Raw genomic sequence first — 19015 nt, forward strand, 5'->3', positions numbered from 1 at the left:
TGATTTGCAGTTATCTTTGAGAAGATTTTAAAACCTTCCCATGACTCAAATTGCGCCTAAAATAATCCGTCAAGTTTTTATTTTACTATTAATCTTACTTTTTGGAAGTTTGATTTTTCGTGAAATGCTCCCTTATTTGACAGGTGTTTTAGGCGCAATTACGTTTTATATTCTACTTAGAAAATTAATGAAACGGTTAGTCAATCAATATAATTGGAACGCAACTTTAGCAGCTTTAACCTTAATGTTAGGCTCCTTCATTGTCATTATGGTGCCACTTACGGGTTTTGGAATTATGATAGGTAATAAAGTTTCTGATGTTGCTGATAATAGCGGTAAAGTTATTGACGCGTTTAAGGAGCAAGTTGGACAGTTAAAATTTAAAACTGGTTTTGATTTCAATTCTCAAATAGACACTGAAGCGATTACGTCATGGCTTTCTGAAAGTGCGCAAAGCATGGTAGGCGATACTTTTAATTTATTTGTAGCTATAGGGTTGATGTACTTTATGCTTTATTTCATGCTTACAAATCGAAAAGAATTAAGGCAGTCTTTACGTGATTATATTCCAATGAATAATAGAAATATTGCCGAAATTGGAAAAGAAGTCCAAGCTATGGTAAAATCGAATGCTATCGGAATTCCATTAGTTGCCGTAGCACAAGGGGTTATTGCTTTGATTGGTTTTTTAATTTTTGGTATTGAAGATCCTTTATTCTGGTTTGTGATTGTCACTATTGGCTCTATGATTCCTTTTATAGGCACTTTTGTCGGTATTATTCCTGTTTTTATACTCACCTTATCCAGTGGTCAAACAGCTCAAGCTTGGGGAATTTTAATATATGGTGTAGTAGTTGTAGGCTCAACTGATAATATTATTAGACTGTACGTATTAAAAAAACTTGATGATGTACATCCCTTAGTTACGCTTATAGGCGTGATTGTTGGTGTTCCTCTATTTGGTTTTATAGGTTTAATTTTTGGACCATTACTTATCAGTATTTTTATGGCATTAGTCAAAATATATACCGAGGAATATGGTAAGACATTAGATAGCGCACCAGAAGAGCAAAATTAAATTATAGAATGATACTTAAGTTATTCGTAACTTTATAACATCATTCTAATCAATTTAATCAGCTCACCCTCATGAATTCACAATCAAAAACAGCTCATCAAATCTTCTATTTTGCAATTTTATTTCTACTTACAAGCTTTTTATCATTTGCTCAAGGTACTAGATTACTCCGGCAACCAGATATAAGTGCGACTCATATTACCTATACATACGGAAGTGATATTTGGGTTTCAGCATTAAACTCTGGCGAAGCGAAGCGCATCACTTCAACTGCTGCTGGCGAATCTAACCCTTATTTTTCACCAGATGGAAACCTAATTGCGTTCAGTTCTAACAGAGCAGGAACAAACAATGTATACGTGGTCTCTAAAGACGGAGGAGAACCAAAACGCTTAACTTGGCACCCAAGTGGTTCTACAGTTAGAGGCTGGACTAATGATGGGAAACATATATTATTTGCGAGTAATAGAGAAACGGCACCACGACCATATAACAGGCTTTATACGATTTCAGTTGAAGGTGGAGCACCTCAATTATTGACAAAGCAATGGAGCAATGACGGGTCTTATTCACCTGATGGCAAAAAACTGATTTTAGATAAAATGGATCGTTGGGATGAAGAATGGCGCGCTTACAGAGGTGGACAAAATACACCATTGATTATACTAGATTTAAAAACGCAAACAGAAGTTTTACTGCCTAATGAACACACTACAGATATCCAACCGATGTGGTTAGGTGATACTATTTATTTTTTATCCGATCGTGATTTAGTCTCTAATATTTGGTCTTATACTCCATCAAGCAAAACACTGACACAAATTACAACGTTTAAAGGTTCTGATATTAAATGGTTAAGTGGTAATGCTGACACTTTAATTTATGAACGCAATGGTTATTTACACACCATGACAATTTCAACTGGTCAATCCACCCAATTAGCAATACATGTGGTTGGTGATTTTCCTTGGTCGGAAACAAAATGGGAAGATGTATCAAATTCTACACGTTCGGCATCGTTGTCACCAAATGGCAAACGTGCTATTATGCAGTCTCGTGGAGATATCTTTACAATCCCTGTTGAATTTGGAGATTCTAGAAACATCACAGAAAGTTCAGGAACAGCAGACCGACGACCTATTTGGTCACCGAAAGGAGATAAAATCGCATGGTTTTCTGATGCGGATAGAAAGAATTATGCTTTAATGATTTCAGATCAGGATGGTTTATCAAAACCTGAAGCAATTTCTATTGGAGAATCTAAATTAGGCTGGAATCCAACATGGTCTCCAGATGGAAAATACATCGCCTTTGTTGATGATGATGTACGCTTAAAATTCGTCAACTTAGAAACAAAAAAAATTAAAACTATAGATATAGGAGGTACCAATTTAGAACGTAACAGTATTGAATTAAAATGGTCACCAGATAGTAATTGGATTGCTTATGAGAAATCGGGTTCTAATAACTTCAGACAAATCTATATCTACTCGTTAGAAAAAGATACGACAAAACCAATTACAGATTCATTTGCTGATTCTTTTTCGCCAGTTTGGGATTTAAACCAAAAACAACTCTACTTTTTAGCGAGTACAGATGTAGCGCTTGCATCTGGTTGGGCAAATACAAGTTCTATGACGGCAGATCCTGCTTATGCCGCTTATGTTATTAATTTAGATGCCAATGACGATTCTCCTTTTAAGCCAAAAAGTGACGAAGAAGATATCAAAGAAGAAGTTAATGATAAAAGTGATGACAAAAAAGAAGATAAAGACTCAAAAGAAAAAAAAGAAGATGACAGCAAACCAATGCGCATCGATTTTGAAAACATTGGTCGCAGAACGCTAGCATTGCCAATACCTTCTAGAAACTATGGTTACATTGTATCTGGTCCAAAAGGATCTATGTTTATCTCAGAATATGTTCCAAATGATAGAGGAGCACTACTTCACAAATTTAATCTTGAAGAACAAGAGAGCAAGGAATTTGCTTCGGGTGTGCGTTCAGTTTCAGTTACCACAAATGGAGAACATATGTTAGCCCAGATTAACGGTGATTGGCAAGTGATCAGTACAAAAGGAGGAGATGCAAAAGGTGGCAAACGTCTCAAAGTAAATTTACAAATGAAATTAGATCGTTCTGCGGAATGGGAACAAATGTTTGAAGAAGCTTGGAGATATGAGCGCGATTATTTTTACGACCCAAATATGCATGGACGTGATTGGAATGTGGTTTACAAACGTTACGCTCCGTTGGTACCATTTATAAAGCATCGTGCGGATTTATATTACATTCTAGATCAGGTGAATGGTGAGTTATCTGTTGGTCATAGTTTCGTTCGTGGAGGTGATTATCCAGACATCGAAAGGTCTACAACTGGGCTATTAGGAGCAGATATGGTTACCGATAAAAACTATTGGAAAATTGAGCGTATTTATACTACGGAAAACTGGAATCCTGGTTTAACAGGTCCATTAGATGCGCCTGGATTAAACATAAAAGAAGGTCAGTATATTGTAGGTATAAATGGTAAAGAAATAAAAGCTGGAGATAATTTTTATGAATATTTAGATGGTACTTCGGGCAAACAAACGATTCTTCACATTAGTGATAAACCAAAATTTAATGGCCATTGGACAGAAATCGTAGAACCTATTTCTAATGAAAACTCTTTAAGACAACGCACTTGGGTGGAAGATAACCGTAGATTAGTGGACAAATTATCCAACGGTCGTTTAGGGTATATTTGGGTTCCGAATACAGGAGGTCCTGGTTTTGTGTCTTTCAATAGGTATTATTTCGCACAACAAGATAAAGAAGGAGCAGTAATAGATGAGCGTTTTAATGGCGGTGGTTTATTAGATGACTATATGGTAGATTTAATGACGCGCAGTCTTAGAGCAGGATTAACCAATGAAGTACCCAATGGAAAACCGTTAACGCTTCCTGCTGGTATATTAGGACCAAAAGTATTATTGATTAATGAACTTGCGGGTTCTGGTGGAGATTTCTTCCCATGGGTGTTTAGACAGCAAAATGTTGGTAAATTAATCGGCATGACTACTTGGGGTGGCTTAGTAAAATCGTCAACACATTATTCATTAATTGATGGAGGCTCATTAACCGCACCAGACAATGCTGTATTTGATCCAATTAACAATAAATGGATTGCAGAGAATGAAGGAGTCGCACCAGATATTAAAGTGAGACAAGATGCAAAAGCATTATCCAATGGCAAAGATCCGCAACTTGAAAAAGCCATTGAAGAATTAATGAAACAATTAGGCACTAAAAAAGACGTTAAAACTCCTAATTTTTCGCAACCCGCAAAAGGCAACTAACATATAACTATGACAGGTTTAGATATTGTAATGGTATTTGCCGTAATCCTTTTCGCGAGATTAGGAGTACGGTTGGTATCTAAATATATTAAAATGAAGAAAGAAGATAAGGATAAAAGGAATGAATAATTATTTGCGTGATTAACGATTAGTTTCTGAAGTTTGCTTTAAAGGTGAATTAACCCAATATGTATTTAAATCTACAGTTTTACTATTCAATAGACTCGTAGACAATGGCATGGATTTATTGACTAATTTTAAATCTAAGTTTAATGATTTATCTGTAAAAATTTCTTGTGTAAAAAACTCTCTAAACTGAAATCCTATGAGCTTTGATTCTCTATAAATAGTAACACCAGAAACATCTCTAATTTTTTTCAATTTATAAGAAAAATCTTCTGCTACTATATCCTCGTTCCTTGATGTAATACCAGCTGACCAATCCAAAACGTTTATTTTAATAACGTTCTTTTTAATGAGCTTTATATTTTTTACCATCAATTTTTTGTCCTTAAAAAAGAGCTTAATCCTACTTTTACTTTGAATTGAAGCTTTGTCAATCGACTTATTAAACGTAATATAAAATGCTTCTTCTTCACGATCAAATTCAAAATCATCAACACGTAGTGGGTTGGGTTCTTTTATAATAAACCTATTATTGAAAGTCATATAACTTAAGTACATCTTCCCTTCTACAACCTTATATTCAATATTAATTTTAAATAGCGTCCTTGAATCTTTTGTTTTATTACTACTAAATCCAAATCCATAACCATTGCCAGAACGTCCAGAATTATAATCCGAGTTTTCAAATACGTCATAGTTTAATCTATAAATAGCGTAATTAGATTTAGAGATGTATATTTTTCCTTTCGCCTTAAATTTTGAAGGGATATCATCTTTAGAATAAAAGCCTATTTCATACAAAAGTTCATCACCCATAAAAACCACTTTAGGGCTCTCAAATCTGTGATTTACAATAAAATTATCCTTTAAAACGTAAACAAATGAAAAACTTGATCGATCATAATTTCTTATCGGATTATGGATATTTAATATTTCTAATTCATTTCTACTCTTAACCCCTAATCTTGCATTATTGTCTGAATCTAATATTTTAGACTCACCATAGATACTATTGAGTAGCAACGTATCTTGATAAAAGTCGGTATTAAGTTTATAAGAGTAAATCGCCGTTTGATTGTCTTTATACATAAACTTATTGGTATTAAAACCAGCATCAAAATTTTCTATAATACCTTCATTTAAATTGTAATAATTATCATTTACAACCTGATAATCGCGATAGTAACCAATGTAAGAATGCGGTTGATTTGGATAATTGCTTGGAATACTAGAAATGGCTTTTCTTATGATGTCTAAAGACGACTCTGTAGTATTACGATTTGATTTTTTAGACGTCACTATAACAGCGTCCAAACTTTCAATTTTTGGTTTGAGATTAATGATGTTAATACGTTTAGAATCTAAAGTATTTATGCTCAACACTAAAGTTTCATATCCAATAGAGGATATGATAATACGTTTTTCTGTTTTTACATAATGGCCTGGCAACCTAAAACTCCCTTCATCATTAGCTACAAGACCTGTAGATTCCCCTTCAAACTGAACTGTAGCGTAAGACACCGGAAATTTCTCATTATTATCTAAAACTCTACAAATTAATTCTACGGCTCCTTGACTCATTACTACTGAAGTGTAACAAAGTAAAATAACAGATAAGAAAATTGCTTTTTTAGACATGTGCTTATAATTTCAATTTTCCTGTAAAAAAAATGTACATATATTTAATATAAGTACTGAAAAATTATTCATTTTCTAATTGATGCCTGTATGAATCAATATTAGCCTTTTGTTTTTCTGGTAGTTCTGGTTCTTTGATATCATCATATTCTTTAAGTGTATCGTAAAGAATTTTTGCCACAATATATCTTGCTGTTGGTTTATCGTCTGCAGGAAGATTGTACCATGGTGCATGAGGCTTAGACGTTTTATTAATCGCATCTTCATAACAGGTTTGGTAACTATCCCAGTGTTCACGCTCATCTAAATCATCTGGTGAAAATTTCCAGTTTTTTTCCGGTTTTTCGAGTCGTCTTAATAATCTGTTTTTTTGTTCTTTTTTAGAAATATTTAGGAAAAACTTAAAGACGATGGTGCCATTATCTGCTATATATTTTTCAAAGTTATTGATTTCATTGAACCGTCTATCCCAAAAAGCGTCATCAACATCATCTAGACTATTAACGTTTGGCATATTTTCGTACATTAAATATTCAGGATGCACTCTAGTTACCAATACATTTTCGTAATGCGTTCTATTGAAGATCCCAAACTTTCCTCTTGCAGGTAATGCTTTTACATGTCTCCAAAGATAATCGTGTTTCAGCTCATATTCGGTCGGTTTTTTAAAACTGTGCGCTATAATGCCTCTTACATTGAATTCTTTAAAGACTTCACGAATCAAACTATCTTTTCCGGCTGTATCCATACCTTGAATACAAAAAAGTACCGAATATTTTCCATGAGCATACATTCTATTTTGGATGTCTGCTAAATCGCGACTAACTTTTCTTAATTCCTTTTCTATCTTCTTTTCACTTTTACCTAAATCGAATGCTGTTGGTAAATCTTTAATATTAATTTGAGATGAAATTTTGAAATCGTCTATCTTAATATCTTTCATAATAACTAACTTTTTATTTTGAAGCAAACGCCTTTACATCACTTTCGCTAACTTCGGTCCCACCTAAAATAATTAAACGCTCTACTACATTTCGCAACTCACGGATGTTACCCGTCCAATCATAATTCTGAAGTAATTTAATTGCTTTATCAGAAAATGACTTGTTTACATTGCCGTGTTCGTTAGAAATTTTATCAGCAAAATAATTGATTAGAAGAGGAATATCATCACGTCGTTCATTCAAAGCAGGCACTTCGATTAAAATTACCGCGAGCCTGTGGTATAAATCTTCTCTAAATTTACCATCCTCAATTTCTTTCTTTAGATTTTTATTAGTCGCAGCTACGACTCTAACATTCACCTTTATATCCTTATCACTTCCTACACGTTGAATACGACTTTCTTGTAAAGCACGTAATACCTTGGCTTGAGCCGATAAACTCATATCACCAATCTCATCTAAAAATATGGTTCCTCCGTTAGCAGCTTCAAACTTACCTGCTCTGTCTTTTGCGGCAGACGTAAAAGCCCCTTTAACATGACCGAATAATTCACTTTCAATTAATTCTGAAGGGATTGCAGCACAATTCACCTCAATCATTGGGCCTTTTGAACGGTCACTTTTTTGATGTAACCAATGGGCTACGAGTTCTTTTCCTGTTCCGTTTGGTCCTGTAACTAAAACACGAGCATCAGTTGGTGCCACTTTATCAATCATGTCTTTAATACGAGCAATACCATCACTGTTACCTATCATCTCGTAATTTTTGCTGACTTTTTTCTTAAGTCTTTTATTCTCTACAACGAGTTCTTTTCTATCTAAAGCGATACGAACAGTGTTTAAGAGTCTATTTAAATCTGGTGGTTTAGAGATGTAATCAAACGCACCTAAACGCATTGTGTTTACTGCTGTATCTAAATCACCATGACCAGAAATCATAACCATTGGTGTTTCTGGCTTAATCTTTTTAACGGCTTCTAACACTTCAACACCATCCATTTTTGGCATTTTAATATCACAAAGTACTAAATCGTAATCCTCTTTTTTAATTTTTTCAATTCCAACTAAACCATCTTCTGCCTCTTCTACTTGGTAAGTATCATTCTCTTCAGAAAGAATTTTTACTAGTACGCGTCTTATAGCAGCTTCATCTTCAATAATTAATATTTTTGGCATAACTCTATTTTAATCTTGTTATTATTTTTGTTTAGGATATATTCAAAGGTTAAACCAAACTTCAGAATATCTCTAAACTTTTTATTTTTGTATAATATGGATATCGCGTTGAGGAAACGGAATAGACACATTGTTTTCTCTAAAAAGACGATCGATTTCAAACCGAATTTCACTTTTGGGAAATTGCGCTTTAAAACTATCTGATAATGTAAATGAGACTTTAAAGTCTAACGAACTATCACCAAAATTAGTAAAAACAACTGCTGGAGGTGGCACAGAAAGTACATTTTCATTAGCACTTGCAGCTTGAAGCAATAATTTTTTAACCAATTGTACATCACTTCCATAAGCCACACCAACCTCTACACTTTCTCGCGTTGTAGATCCGTTTTGCGTCCAATTATATAAACTATTTTCTAAATACAAGTGATTCGGAATTATTAAAACCTTATTATCAATAGTTACTGCTCTAGTCGTTCGTAATTTAATCTCCTCTACGCGACCAACTTTACCATCAATTTCAATGATATCACCAACATGTACAGATTGATCAATTAGTATAAATATTCCTGAAATAATATCCTGAAACAAGGTTTGTAATGCTAAACCAATACCTATTAAAAGCGCTGCAGACGCTGCAAAAACGGCTGTAACATTAACACCAACGCTATGCAGTGTAACCAAAAGTATAATGAGATAAACAAGCCATCTAAAATAGCCATATACCACACCAAATTTACCTTTATCTTCTTCTGGCAATTTTCGGGTTATAACCTTTAAAGCTAACCTAAGTATAATCGTAGTTATAAATATTGCGGTAATAACAATGACAATGTCAAGAATTGAAATACTAATCTCACCAACATTTAAATGCCAACCTAAGAAGTCTGTGGTTTTCTCCCAAAGACTACTTTCTGTTATTTTATGTTCAATATCACTTAGGTTTTGAATCATTATTTAATATTTCAACCATTTAAATAGTTCCTTATACGTTGGTTTTTTACCATACATTAAAATTCCAACGCGATATATTTTAGCAGCAAACCATACTGCAAAAATAAAGGTACCTATTAAAAGCAAAAGCGATAAACCTTGTTGCCATAGTGGAACACCAAAAGGAATACGCATTAACATTACTACAGGTGAGGTCAACGGCACAAATGAAAACACGGTTGAAACTGTACCGTGCGGATCTTCAATGACTGTAAACACACCCACATAAACGGCCAAAATTAATGGCATAAGAATTGGTAGCATAAATTGTTGTGTATCCGTTTCGTTATCTACTGCTGCACCTATTGCAGCATAGAGTGAACTGTACAGCAAATAACCACCTATAAAGAAAAATAAAAATGCTATAATAAGATTTGTCATGGGTAAATTACCAATGGCTCCAATTAAGTTTTCGGCCATAGCTTGCGCACCATCTGCTTGCATCGCTTGGTTCATCATTTCTTGCTGTGGTGTTTGTACTTGCGTTAAATCTATTCCAAAAATAGCAGATACAATAACCATCAAAACACCTCCCAAAATAACCCAAATTGCAAATTGTGTAACACCAGCTAACGACGTCCCAATAATTTTACCCATCATTAATTGAATAGGTTTTACAGAAGAAATAATAACCTCAATAATTCTACTGGTTTTTTCTTCTATAACACTTCGCATAATCATGTTTCCATAAATAATAATAAACATAAAAAGTAAATACCCTGCGGCTCCACCAAATGCAAGCTTTACAACATTATCTATTTTAGAACTCTTTTCACCCTCAAAACTTTCTTGAGCTATTTCTATATTTGTTTGAGAAGCTTCAATTTGTGCTAGGGTGACACCGTCTAATTCAAGTTTTCTTTCTTTTAGTCGTTTTTCAATCTGTTGTTCTAAACTAGAAATGACACTTATAGATGGGGAATCTTCTGAGTAAAATTTCACATGCCCAGAAACGTCATCAAGTGACGTGGCCTTCCCAACATATAATAGGCCATAATCTTCTTTTTCTTTTACTAAAGCGATAGCATCCTCTAAACTTAAACCCGTTAGATTTGTATAGGTTGTAAATTCTGTATTCTGAAATACGTCTTTTACATAACCTGTTTCATCCAAAATAGAAATGGTACGTTCTTTATCATTATTTAATTGGGATAAATAAGCGACAACTGCAATAAGGGCAATCATTATTAAAGGGCTCAGAAATGTCATTACAATAAATGATTTATTCTTCACTTTTGTAAAATACTCTCGTTTTATAATTAATGGTAAATGATTCATTTTTAATTATTTTTTACAGTTTGAATAAAAATATCACTAGCTGAAGGTATCACTTCTACAAAATGATGCACTTCTGCTTTTGATGTTAAAAATGACAATAAATCATTTGGTGATGCCTGTTCTCCTAGTTTAATATTCAACTTAATATCATCATTCAAGTTTTTAAAAGTTGCAGGTAGTACTTCAAATTTATCTTGAATTTCAGCAAATACTTTGTCTTTATTTAAGGATTCTAATCCCACTTCGAACGTATTTGTTTTGAACTGACGTTTTATATCGTTTAATTTTCCGTCGAGTACTTTATTAGACTTATGAATTAAAGCAATATGATCGCATAATTCTTCCACCGATTCCATTCTATGTGTTGAAAAAATCACAGTAGCACCTTCATCTCTTAACTGTAAAATCTCATCTTTAATCAAATTGGCATTAATAGGATCGAACCCAGAAAAAGGCTCATCAAAAATCAACAGTTTTGGTCGGTGAAGTACCGTTACAATAAACTGTATTTTTTGAGCTTGTCCTTTACTTAATTCTTGGATTTTCTTATTCCACCAATCACCTATTTCTAGTTTATCGAACCAGTATTTTAATCTTTCTTTGGCCTCTGTTTTGGTTAAGCCTTTTAACTGTGCCAAATACAAACATTGCTCACCAACTTTCATGGATTTATACAATCCGCGTTCTTCTGGCAAATAACCAATATCTCTAATGTGCTCTGATTTTAGCGGCTGCCCATCTAATAGCACGGCACCTTCATCAGGCATAGTAATTTGATTAATTATACGGATCAGTGTGGTTTTTCCTGCTCCATTTGGGCCAAGTAAACCAAAGATGCTACCTTTTGGTACAGCAATAGATACTTGATTTAGTGCTTTAAAATTCCCGAAACTTTTTGAAACGGAATTAGCAACTAATAAGTCATTCATATTAAACTAGATTTTTAGGGTGTGGTTATTACGTAAATATATTAAATGTTATAGATTCTAAATTAAGAATATGATACTATTTGTGTAAATTTTGAATATTTCCATCAGTTACCAGAAAAGTTAGAATATTATTCAACCAAATTTTAATGCTTCTTAAGATTTTTTAAGGTGATTGAGAAGGTGATTTGAATGAAACAATTGTTTTACTTGATGCATTATTAATTCCCAAAAAGACTCTGAATCAAAACCTTATCACTACAAAAAACAAAACCCACCCTTATGGTTAGACAAGGATGGGAAAAAATTGCTATGAAAAAGAAAAATTACCGCTAATTAGATTAGCGATAAATCAAATATACTAAATTTTATTAAATAGGCACCCTTTATGAAAACATATCTTTCACCTTTTCAAAAAAAGATTTATCTGAGCTTTCTGGTTTAGGTTCAAAATGCTCATCTTCTTTCATACTTTCAAAAAATGCTTTTTGCTTTTTATTTAAAGTCTTTGGCGTCCAAACGTTTACATGAACTAGTAAATCTCCTTTACCATAACCATTGATGCTCGGAATACCTTTACCTCTTAGTCTTAATATTTTACCAGACTGCACTCCTGGTTCAATCTTTATTCTCACTTTACCAGTAACGGTGTCTATTTCTTTAGAGTTTCCTAAAACAGCATCTGGTAGACTTACATACATATCGTAATGTAAATTATCACCTTCACGCTTTAAAGTGGCATGTTCTTCTTCTTGAATGGCAACTAATAAATCACCTGCAATACCATTTCCTGGTGCATCATTACCTTTACCTGTAACTTTAAGTTGCATACCATCTACAACACCTGCCGGTATTTTAACAGTAACGGTTTCATCAGAAACTTTTAAACCATGTGCATCTGCATCTGCCGGCTTTTTATCAATAATTTGTCCGGCACCTCCACAAGTAGGACACGCTGCTGCTGTTTGCATACGACCTAAAATAGTATTGGTAACTCTAGTGACTTGACCAGCACCATTACACGTACTACATGTTTTATAAGTTGTACCTGGTGCTTGAATTTTACGTTTTACTTTAATCTTCTTTTCAACTCCGTTAGCAACATCTTCTAGAGATAAAGTAACACGAATACGTAAGTTACTACCTTTAACAACACGTTGTTGTCTTCCGCCTCCACCAAAGCCACTAAAACCGCCTCCACCTCCGAAGCCTCCTCCGAAGATATCACCAAACTGACTGAATATATCATCCATATTCATACCGCCTCCGCCACCAAAGCCACCACTGCCATCAAAGGCTTGGTGACCAAATTGGTCATAACGTGCTTTTTTGTCAGCATTACTTAAAACTTCGTATGCTTCTGCTGCCTTTTTAAACTTCTCTTCAGCACTTGAATCATCAGGATTTTTATCTGGATGATATTTTAATGCCATTTTACGATAAGCTTTTTTTATTTCAGCATCTGATGCTCCTTTACTTATTCCTAATATCTCGTAATAATCTTCTTTCATCAACTAATTTATTCTTGATTTTCGCAGCAACGTGCAAACTCGTATTTCAATATTATTGTCCAATAACCACTTTTGGATAACGAATAACTTTGTCACCTAATTTATAACCACGCTCAATAACATCAATGATTTTCCCTTTTAGATCATCCGTTGGTGCCGGAATTTGAGTGATTGCTTCATGGTGATCTGCGTTAAAAGTATCACCTTGTCTTACTTCAATTTTAGATAAGCCTTTTTGCTCTAAAGTATTAAGCAATTTATTATAGATTATTGAGACTCCTTTCCTTAATTCTTCAGCTTCTTTATCATCTTCAATATGTGATAAAGCACGTTCAAAATCATCTAAAACGGGTAACATTGCAACGACAACATCTTGACTTGCTGTTTTAAACAACTCTATGCGTTCTTTGCTTGTTCTTTTTTTGTAGTTTTCAAATTCTGCAAACAGGCGCATAAATTTATCTTTCTCAGCAACCACTTGATCTTGTAATTGTTCTTCTGGAGTTCTTAAATCCTTTTGTTGCTCTTCTACTTCAGCTTCTGCTGTAGTTGTAGCCTGATCCTCAACTTGTGAATCTTCTACGCTATTATTTTTATCTTTTTTACTCATTTTGAGTTCTTTTATAACTTTCAATTAGATTGGCAAAAGTACTGCCATTATTATAAAAATGTCAAAATGTCATTAACATTTTTTTATCATACTTTAAACGCAGTATTTTATATCTTTGTTTTTAACAACTCAAATAAAAAGACACTAAAATGAAATCAAATTTTTTAAAATTTTTTACGCTGATTGCTGTAATTACATTTTCAAGTTGCGGAGATAAAGCCAAAGAAGCTAGCACAACAGAGACTAAAGATGCTGCAGTTGCTAAATCTAGTTCTATTAATTACGCTGTTAATCCAGAAGAATCGACAATTGAATGGAAAGGTTTTAAACCAACCGGCTCACATTATGGTACCATTGGTATTAATGTCGGGAAATTAAACATTAATGGAGGAGCTATCGAAGGAGGAAAATTCGTTATTGATATGACCAATATTGTGGTCAAGGATATTCCAGCTGAAGAAGAAGGTAATGCAAAATTGACGACTCACCTTAAGAGTGACGATTTTTTTGATGCTCAAGCACATCCTAATGCTATATTTGATGTTACTGGCATGGAGACTATTGACGGAAAATCAATGCTTTCTGGTAATTTAACCCTTAAAGAAACAACGAATAACATCAGTTTCCCAGTAGCAATTTCTTTTACTGACGATAATAGTATGACATTGACTAGTGAAACGTTTACCATAGACCGTTCTAAATGGAATGTTAAATATGGTTCAAAATCATTTTTTGATAATTTAGGTGATAAATTTATTAATAATGAAATTGAATTGAAAATAAGCTTAGTAGCGAATAAAGTGTAATTAGAGAAGAGTTTCATAAAAAAGCAGTCATTTTAATGGCTGCTTTTTTTATTTCAATCAAATTGAGTTGTTTACCAACAAAAAAATATCTAAATCCTTTGCATAAAAAAATCCCCAGTTAAGGGGATTTTTAGGAACTCTATATATTAACTAGCACAACGTAATTAGTGCTTTATAAAGCGTTTGGTTATAAGTTTATTTTCAACTTTGAATTGGATAAAATAGACGCCTTCATCGAATCTCTTCACCTCTACTTGACTGAGCAATTTGTTGCTACTCCACACTTTTTTCCCACCAATATCATAGATACTTATTTGAGAAATGGTCAGGTTGGTTTCAAAATATAACATATCTGATGTTGGATTTGGATATAAACGAATAGCGTTTGATTCCTCAACCTCATCCTCAATTCCCAATGCTGTATCTATAACCGTTACAATTACGGTTACTGAACTCATATTTCCGTGGCCATCGTCAACCGTTAAAACCACAGGATACTCACCTTCCATGGTAAATGTATCCACATCAATACTCAACGTCATACTACCACAGTTATCGAAAGAACCATTATCAACATCACTAGCCAAAATAGTAACTGATCCATTACTTTCTAAATCTACTGATATATCCTGACCTATAGCCGTTGGACTTATAGGGTCTTCTACTGTAACAGTTGCCGCAGCACTGTCAGAGTTACCACTAGCATCCGTAACCGTTAATGTCACTGAATTAGTACCAATAGAACTACAATCGAAACTAGAAATATCTAAGGTCTGACTAGCAATAGCACAATTATCTGTAGAATTATTATCTATTTGACTTGCTGTAATTGTGGCCATGCCATTGGCATCTAATTGCACAGTGATGTTTTGTACTACAGCTACAGGATTTTCAGATTCTTCTACCGTTACAATCGCTGTTGCAGAACCTATATTATTACTGGCATCGGTAACCGAAAGGGTGACTGTATTTTCACCGATATCATCACAAGTAAAACTTGTAATATCTAAGCTACTGCTAGCGATACTACAATTATCTGTAGAACCGTTTTCAACTTGTGAAGGCATAATACTTACATTTCCAGTAGCATCTAGCTGAACGGTTATGTTTTGAGTTACAACGGTTGGGTTTATACCATCTTCCACGGTGACTACAGCGGTTTCTGCGTCGGAATTTCCACTGCCATCAACAACACTTAATGTTACCGTGTTTGTGCCTAAATCAGCACAGGTAAAATCCGTAATATCCAAACTAGTGCTTGCAATACCACAATTATCCGTTGAGCTATTATCTATCATTCCTGGAGTAATAGTCGCATTACCATTTGCGTCTAATTGCACGGTAATATTCTGCGTTATGGCGGTTGGATTTTCAGCTTCCTGAACTGTCACCACAGCTGTTGCTGTACCTGTATTATTGCTAGCATCAGTGACCGACAATGTTACCGTATTTTCACCTATATCATCACAGGTAAAACTGGTCATATCTAAACTACTATTGGCAATACCACAGTTATCTGTAGAACCGTTTTCTATTTGTGCAGTCGTAATACTGACATTTCCGGTAGCATCTAATTGAACGGTTATATTTTGAGTAACAACGGATGGATTAATATCATCTTCAACTGTTACCACGGCGGTTTCCGTATCTGAATTTCCACTGCCATCTGTAACGGTTAAGGTCACGGTGTTTTCACCAAGATCATCACAATCAAAACTCGTAATATCGATACTTTTACTTGCTATCGCACAATTATCGGTGGACAGATCTAAATCATCGGCTGTAATTGAAGCTTCACCATTAGCATCTAATTGCACTGTAATATTCTGAGTGATGGCGATTGGTGCCACAGTTTCTTCTACTGTAACAGTTGCCGCAGCACTGTCAGAATTACCACTAGCATCCGTAACCGTTAATGTCACTGTATTAGAACCTATAGAACTACAATCAAAACTAGAAATATCTAGGGTCTGGCTAGCAATACCACAATTGTCAGTAGAATTATTATCTATTTGACTTGCTGTAATTGTGGCCACGCCATTGGCATCTAATTGCACAGTGATGTTTTGTGCTACAGCTACAGGGTTTTCAGATTCTTCTACGGTGACAATCGCGGTTGCAGAACCTATATTATTACTCGCATCGGTAACCGAAAGGGTGACTGTATTTTCACCGATATCATCACAGGTAAAACTTGTAATATCTAAATTACTACTAGCGATACTACAATTATCTATAGAACCATTTTCAACTTGTGAAGGCATAATACTGGCATTTCCAGTAGCATCCAGCTGAACGGTTATGTCTTGAGTTACAACGGTTGGGTTTATACCATCTTCAACGGTGACTACAGCGGTTTCCGTATCGGAATTTCCACTACCATCAACAACACTTAAAGTTACCGTGTTTGTACCTAAATCATCACAGGTAAAATCCGTAATATCCAAACTAGTGCTTGCAACAGCACAATTGTCCGTTGAGCTATTATCTATCATATCTGGAGTAATAGTCGCATTACCATTTGCATCTAATTGCACGGTAATATCCTGGGTTATGGCGGTTGGATCTTCAGCTTCCTGAACCGTCACCACAGCTGTTGCTGTACCTGTATTATTGCTAGCATCAGTAACCGACAATGTTACCGTATTTTCACCGGCATCGTCACAAGTAAAACTGGTCATATCTAAACTACTATTGGCAATACCACAGTTATCTGTAGAACCGTTTTCTATTTGTGCGACCGTAATACTGACATTTCCAGTAGCATCTAATTGAACGGTTATATTTTGAGTCACAACAACTGGATTAATATCATCTTCAACCGTTACCACAGCAGTTTCCGTATCTGAATTCCCACTGCCATCTGTAACGGTTAAGGTCACGGTATTTTCACCAAGATCATCACAATCAAAACTCGTAATATCGATACTTTTACTTGCTATCGCACAATTATCGGTGGACAGATCTAAATCATCCGCTGTAATTAACGCTTCACCATTAGCATCTAATTGCACCGTAATATTCTGAGTAATGGCGATTGGTGCCACAGTTTCTTCTACTGTAACGGTTGCATTCACCGTATTTGTATTTCCACTAGTATCAGTGACAGTAAAAGCTACGGTATTCTCGCCAATGTTGCTACAATCAAACGATGACACATCAACGCTTTTACTTGCAATACTACAATCATCAGTTGAGCCATTGTCTAAATCATCTCCTGTAATTGTTGCTTCTCCATTGGCATCCAACTGTACTGTAATATTTTGAGCCACAGCCACAGGATCGTTACTATCCAAAACGGTTATAGTTACATTCTGTGTACTTACTTTATCCTCGGCATCTGTAGCTGTGATGACTACTGTATTTTCACCGATGTCGTCACATGTATAATCGAATTGGGTTTGGTTTAACACTACTGAAACCAATTCACAATCATCATACGTGCCATTATTGACATCAGCTAAAGTGATGCTTCCTTCTCCATTTTCATCCAAAACAACTGTAATGTCTGAATATACCACTATGGTTGGTGGTAAATTATCGTAAATCTCAATTTCTTCTGCCAATCTATAAAGACCATAGTTTCCAAGTTCATTTTTAACCGAAATCCAAACATCATGAATATCACAAGTAACCTCTGTTGTAGGAATTTCTATAGTATACTCATCTGGATTTTCTGTGGCTGTGATACTTAGTTCTGTTCCTAAGTCAAAACCAAATGCCGCATCATATAAAAATTCTGCATCTGTTAATGGCGATACAGTATCGGTTTCAAAAATCTCATTATCTATAAGATAAAATGTTTTCCTATCGTATAAACTCCAAGTGCCGTCTAAATTTTGAGTCCGTAAGCCTAATTCATGATAACCACTTTCTAAAGTTCCTAAAGGAATTGTAAAGTTCTCAGTTAACTGATTTGGATTTCCTGTAATGGCAAGTTCGGTTCCGTTCCCTGGTCCTGGGTCTGAATCGAACCAATACTCCGCGGCCGCTAAATTAATTACGTCTTCACTCCCTGAGATTTCCTGAGAAACATAAAAGGTAACCCTATCATATAAACTCCAGGTGCCCTCTAAATTTTGAATCCGTAAGCCTATTTGATGAAAACCTTCATCTAAAGTTCCTAAAGGAATTGCAAAACTTTCTGTAAGTTCTGCAGGATTTCCTGTGATAGCTAAAGTGGTTCCATTCCCTGGCCCTGGATCTGAATCCATCCAATATTCTGCCGCTGCTAGATTACTTATTGCCGACGAGCCCGAAAAAGGTTCACTGACATAAAACGTTACTGCTTTATATAAACCCCAAGTATTAGCTTTGTCTTTCGCTCTAATGGTGAGCCTATGAAACCCTTGATCTAAGCCTGTTAACGGAATAGCTAAAGCTTGCGTTAGGTCTCCTGTATTTGTATTTGCGCTTATCTGCGTGCCACTACCAACACCTGGGTCTGTACCAAAATAATATTCTAAGTCTGTAATATTCTGTGCTGACACAGATGACATATTCAGAAAAAATAATACTATGATAAGAAAACCTAAAGGTTTAAAGTTGTGGTAAAACACCGTTATAAGAAAGCGCATTGTTTTTGGCG

The 19015-nt window shown here is 34.8% G+C and carries 12 protein-coding genes; 3 read left to right on the top strand and 9 right to left on the bottom strand.

What is annotated here, in order from left to right; all coding sequences use genetic code 11:
* Window positions 1-40 precede the first annotated feature (40 nt).
* Entirely contained in the window at window positions 41-1078 is a 1038-nt protein-coding gene (locus tag HM992_RS17285) for an AI-2E family transporter (RefSeq protein ID WP_179320634.1), read from the top strand.
* A 71-nt stretch (window positions 1079-1149) separates the two neighbouring features.
* Window positions 1150-4419 (top strand): S41 family peptidase, encoded by a 3270-nt coding sequence (locus tag HM992_RS17290; RefSeq protein ID WP_179320636.1) that lies wholly within the window; start codon window positions 1150-1152, stop codon window positions 4417-4419.
* Between the two features lie 141 nt (window positions 4420-4560).
* On the opposite strand, the gene HM992_RS17295 is transcribed toward HM992_RS17290, so the two are convergent.
* The 8 genes from HM992_RS17295 to HM992_RS17330 form a co-directional block, all read right to left on the bottom strand.
* Window positions 4561-6183, bottom strand: coding sequence for a carboxypeptidase-like regulatory domain-containing protein (locus tag HM992_RS17295; protein WP_179320638.1), 1623 nt, complete (start codon window positions 6181-6183; stop codon window positions 4561-4563).
* A gap of 64 nt (window positions 6184-6247) precedes the next feature.
* On the bottom strand, window positions 6248-7126 hold the full coding sequence (locus HM992_RS17300) for a PPK2 family polyphosphate kinase (protein ID WP_179320640.1): 879 nt from the start codon (window positions 7124-7126) through the stop codon (window positions 6248-6250).
* 13 nt (window positions 7127-7139) lie between these two features.
* Window positions 7140-8303, bottom strand: coding sequence for a sigma-54-dependent transcriptional regulator (locus HM992_RS17305; RefSeq protein ID WP_178983854.1), 1164 nt, complete (start codon window positions 8301-8303; stop codon window positions 7140-7142).
* Window positions 8304-8384: 81 nt separating this feature from the next.
* A complete protein-coding gene (locus HM992_RS17310) occupies window positions 8385-9257 on the bottom strand; it encodes a mechanosensitive ion channel family protein (protein ID WP_179320641.1) in 873 nt (290 codons plus the stop codon).
* 3 nt (window positions 9258-9260) lie between these two features.
* Window positions 9261-10574, bottom strand: coding sequence for an ABC transporter permease (locus HM992_RS17315; RefSeq protein WP_178983852.1), 1314 nt, complete (start codon window positions 10572-10574; stop codon window positions 9261-9263).
* Between the two features lie 2 nt (window positions 10575-10576).
* Window positions 10577-11503, bottom strand: coding sequence for an ABC transporter ATP-binding protein (locus tag HM992_RS17320; RefSeq protein WP_178983851.1), 927 nt, complete (start codon window positions 11501-11503; stop codon window positions 10577-10579).
* A gap of 383 nt (window positions 11504-11886) precedes the next feature.
* Window positions 11887-13011, bottom strand: coding sequence for a molecular chaperone DnaJ (gene dnaJ, locus HM992_RS17325; RefSeq protein WP_178983850.1), 1125 nt, complete (start codon window positions 13009-13011; stop codon window positions 11887-11889).
* A gap of 52 nt (window positions 13012-13063) precedes the next feature.
* On the bottom strand, window positions 13064-13621 hold the full coding sequence (locus HM992_RS17330; RefSeq protein ID WP_178983849.1) for a nucleotide exchange factor GrpE: 558 nt from the start codon (window positions 13619-13621) through the stop codon (window positions 13064-13066).
* A gap of 149 nt (window positions 13622-13770) precedes the next feature.
* On the opposite strand from HM992_RS17330, the gene HM992_RS17335 reads away from it, so the two are divergent.
* Complete coding sequence (locus tag HM992_RS17335) at window positions 13771-14427, top strand: YceI family protein (RefSeq protein WP_179320642.1); 657 nt, start codon at window positions 13771-13773, stop codon at window positions 14425-14427.
* A 164-nt stretch (window positions 14428-14591) separates the two neighbouring features.
* Here the strand turns inward: HM992_RS17335 and HM992_RS17340 are convergent, their stop codons facing one another.
* Window positions 14592-19004, bottom strand: a complete 4413-nt coding sequence (locus HM992_RS17340) for a T9SS type A sorting domain-containing protein (RefSeq protein ID WP_179320643.1) — start codon at window positions 19002-19004, stop codon at window positions 14592-14594.
* Between the last annotated feature and the right edge of the window lie 11 nt (window positions 19005-19015).

This window comes from Winogradskyella helgolandensis, from assembly GCF_013404085.1.
Classification (GTDB): domain Bacteria; phylum Bacteroidota; class Bacteroidia; order Flavobacteriales; family Flavobacteriaceae; genus Winogradskyella; species Winogradskyella helgolandensis.